The sequence below is a fragment of the Sphingomonas bacterium genome (genome assembly GCF_903643065.1).
Classification (GTDB): domain Bacteria; phylum Pseudomonadota; class Alphaproteobacteria; order Sphingomonadales; family Sphingomonadaceae; genus Sphingomonas.
Window position 1 is genome coordinate 1 of sequence record NZ_CAHJWX010000293.1, and the last position, 3,812, is coordinate 3,812.

Below are 3,812 nucleotides of genomic sequence, written 5' to 3' on the forward strand. Positions count from 1 at the left end.
CGGCTGCGCGGCGAGCCGGTCGCGCCCGACGCCGTTGCCGAGGCGGTCGCGCCGCTCGCCGCCGTGCCGCGCCTCGACACGGTGGTGCTCGCCTGCACGCATTTTCCGCTGTTGACCCCCGAGCTGGCGGCGGCGCTCCCCGGCATCGCGCTGGTCGACGGCGGCCCCGGCATCGCGCGCCGCGTCGTCCACCTGACGCAGGGCCAGGGCTGGCCCGCTGGGGCACCGTCCGGCGTGGCGGTGTTCACCGCGCTGGGCCTGCCCGAACGCGCGCTCGCCCCCGCGCTGGCCACCTATGGCCTGACGGGGATCGAGGCGCTGTAGCCGCTGGAAATTAGCCGCCCGTGCCGCTAGATGACCATCCATGAACATCACCGCCGGTGAACCGGCCCGGGTGGATTACGCCCGCGTTTTCTCCGCCGCGATCGACCGGCTCCATGCCGAGGGGCGCTACCGCGTCTTCATCGACATCCTGCGCAACAAGGGCGCGTTCCCCAATGCGCGCTGCTTCGCCGGGCATAATGGCCCCAAGCCGATCACCGTCTGGTGCTCGAACGACTATCTCGCCATGGGCCAGCACCCGGCCGTGATCGCCGCGATGGAGGAAGCGCTGCACGACGTCGGCGCGGGCTCGGGCGGCACGCGCAACATCGGCGGCAACACGCATTACCATGTCGATCTGGAGGGCGAGCTCGCCGACCTGCACGGCAAGCAGGCGGCGCTGCTGTTCACGTCGGGCTACGTCTCCAACGAGGCGACGCTGTCGACGCTCGCCAAGGTGCTGCCCGGCATCGTCATCTTCTCCGACGAGCTCAACCACGCGTCCATGATCGCCGGCATCCGCAACGCAGGTTGCGAGAAGCGCATCTTCCACCACAACGACATCGCCCATCTCGAACAGCTGCTCGCCGCCGAGGACCCGCAGGTCCCCAAGCTGATCGCGTTCGAGAGCGTGTATTCGATGGAGGGCGACGTCGCCCCGGTCGCCGCGCTGTGCGACCTCGCCGACCGGTACAACGCGCTCACCTATTGCGACGAGGTGCACGCGGTGGGGATGTACGGGCCGCGCGGCGGCGGCATCACCGAGCGCGAGCGGCAGGCGCACCGCGTGACGGTGATCGAGGGCACGCTGGGCAAGGCGTTCGGCGTGATGGGCGGCTATATCGCCGCCGACCGGCAGATCATCGACGTGATCCGCTCCTATGCGCCCGGCTTCATCTTCACGACCTCGCTGTCGCCGGTGCTGGTCGCCGGCGTGCTGGCGAGCGTGCGCCATCTCAAGGCGTCCACCGCCGAGCGTGACGCGCAACAGGCCGCCGCCGCGCGACTCAAGGCGATGCTGGCCGAGGCCGGGCTGCCGGTGATGCCGGGCGACACGCACATCGTGCCGGTGATGGTCGGCGATCCGGTCAAGGCCAAGCGGATCAGCGACGTCCTGCTCGCCGAATACGGCATCTACGTCCAGCCGATCAACTATCCCACCGTGCCACGCGGCACCGAACGCCTGCGCTTCACTCCGGGCCCCGCGCACACGCCCGCGATGATGCGCGAGCTGGTCGACGCGCTGGTCGAGATCTGGAGCCGGCTGGAGATGAAGAAGGCGGCGTGACCATCGCGCTTCCATAGGGCCGAGCTGAAGTGAAGGAAGCATCGGGCAGGGCCGAGCAGGCGGCGTTCCTGACCTTGTGGCAAGGCGGACAGCCCGCCGTGATCGCCAACCCGCGCCAGGTCTGGCTGCTTGGCAGGCGATGGGGCAGCTGGAGAAGGTCGATCGGATCGACGCGCAGGTGATCGCCGGCTCGCCTGACTTGGACAGGTCGCCAGGGGGCATGGACGGGTGACCTGAAGCCCCTCTTCGGCGAAGGCCAGGGCTCCGGCCCGCGCCAGGAAAAGCGTGCTTCAACTTGAATGGTCAGGCCGCAGCCTTCATGCCGGGCTGGTCTCGGCAGGCAGGATGTACCCCTCAGACGAGCGTGGCGCCGTCCAGCGGGCCGGAGTCGACATGGACCCCGGCACGAGGCCGGGGTGACGGAGGTGCGGGTTGGACGAAGTGCGGATCAAGCGGGCGTTGTTGTCCGTGTCGGACAAGACGGGCGTGGTGGAGCTGGCGCGCGCGCTGGTCGGGCGGGGAGTCGAGCTGGTGTCGACCGGGGGCACCGCGCGGGCGCTGCGCGAGGCGGGGCTCCCGGTGCGCGACGTCGCCGACCTGACCGGCTTTCCCGAGATGATGGACGGCCGGGTCAAGACGCTGCACCCGGCGGTGCATGGCGGGCTGCTCGCGAAGCGCGACGACCCGGCGCACGCCGCCGCGATGACCGCGCACGGGATCGGCGCGATCGACCTGTTGGTTGTCAACCTCTACCCGTTCGAGGCGACCGTTGCCCGGGGCGCCGCGCGCGACGAGGTGATCGAGAACATCGACATCGGCGGCCCGGCGATGGTCCGCTCGGCGGCGAAGAACCACGCGCATGTGGCGATCGTCACCGATCCGGCCGACTATCCGCTGGTCGCGGGCGGCGTGACGACGCTGGCGGACCGTCGTCGGTTCGCGGCCAAGGCCTATGCCGCCACCGCTGCCTATGACGCGGCGATCGCGTCGTGGTTCGCCTTCGCCGATCAGGGCGAGCGATTCCCGGCGACGCTGCCGCTGGTGCTCGAAGCGCCCGTGCCGCTGCGCTATGGCGAGAACCCGCACCAGGCCGCCGCCTTTTACCGCCCGCGCGGACCCGCGACGACGGGCGTCGGCCAGGCACGGCAGGTGCAAGGCAAGGAACTGTCCTACAACAACTACAACGACGCCGACGCGGCGCTGGAACTGATCGCGGAGTTTCGCGAGGCGGCTGCCACGGCCGTGATCGTCAAGCATGCCAACCCGTGCGGCGTCGCCTCCGGCGCGACGCTGGCGGAGGCCTATGCGGCGGCGTTCGCGTGCGACCAAGTGTCCGCGTTCGGTGGCATCATCGCAGTCAACCGACCGTTGGACGAGGCGACCGCGCGCGCGATCACCGGCATCTTCACCGAGGTGGTGATCGCGCCGGACGCGGACGCGGCGGCGCTCCAGCTGTTCGCGGGCAAGAAGAACCTGCGGCTGCTGCTGACCGGCGCGTTGCCCGATCCGGCGCGCGGCGGGCTCCAGGCCAAGTCGATCATGGGCGGCTGGCTGGTGCAGTCGCGCGACAACGGCCGCCTGGGCGATCTGGACGTGGTGACGAAGCGCGCGCCGACCGATCGGGAGCTGGCCGATTGTCGCTTCGCCTGGACGGTGGCCAAGCACGTCAAGTCGAATGCGATCGTCTATGCGCGCGACGGTGCCACCGCCGGGATCGGCGCGGGGCAGATGAACCGGCGCGACTCGGCGCGGATCGCGGCCAGCAAGGCGCGCGAGGCGGCGGAGGCGAACGGCTGGGGCGAGCCCCGTACGATCGGCTCGGCGGTGGCGTCCGACGCGTTCTTCCCCTTCGCCGACGGGCTGCTCGCGGCGGCGGAAGCGGGCGCGACGGCGGTGATCCAGCCGGGCGGCTCGGTCCGCGACGCCGAGGTGATCGCGGCGGCGGACGCGGCGGGGCTGGCGATGGTGTTCACGGGAATGCGGCATTTTCGGCACTGAGCGAGGCGAAGGCGCGGCCACGTCCGCGCCGGCGCGCTAAGCGCGTCGCCCGCTCCGGCCGGCGGGTTGACGGCGCGAGCCGGCAAGCCCGTTCGACGTCACGTCGGCGGCTTTGCCGTCGACGATCCCGCTAGAGCGGGATGACGTGACGCTGAATCTGACAGGGCTTCGCAAGCGGCGAGAAGTCTGATTCAAGATGCAGGCT

At 70.7% G+C, this 3,812-nt stretch carries 2 protein-coding genes and 1 pseudogene; all 3 read left to right on the top strand.

Annotation, left to right across the window (positions count from 1 at the left end; genetic code table 11):
* Nucleotides 1-324: pseudogene (locus HUU95_RS10610) on the top strand (aspartate/glutamate racemase family protein); the annotation flags it as partial.
* Nucleotides 325-364: 40 nt separating this feature from the next.
* Nucleotides 365-1,609, top strand: a complete 1,245-nt coding sequence (hemA, locus tag HUU95_RS10615) for a 5-aminolevulinate synthase (protein WP_174280086.1) — start codon at nucleotides 365-367, stop codon at nucleotides 1,607-1,609.
* A 432-nt stretch (nucleotides 1,610-2,041) separates the two neighbouring features.
* Nucleotides 2,042-3,607, top strand: a complete 1,566-nt coding sequence (gene purH / locus HUU95_RS10620; protein WP_174280087.1) for a bifunctional phosphoribosylaminoimidazolecarboxamide formyltransferase/IMP cyclohydrolase — start codon at nucleotides 2,042-2,044, stop codon at nucleotides 3,605-3,607.
* The last annotated feature ends 205 nt before the right edge of the window (nucleotides 3,608-3,812 follow it).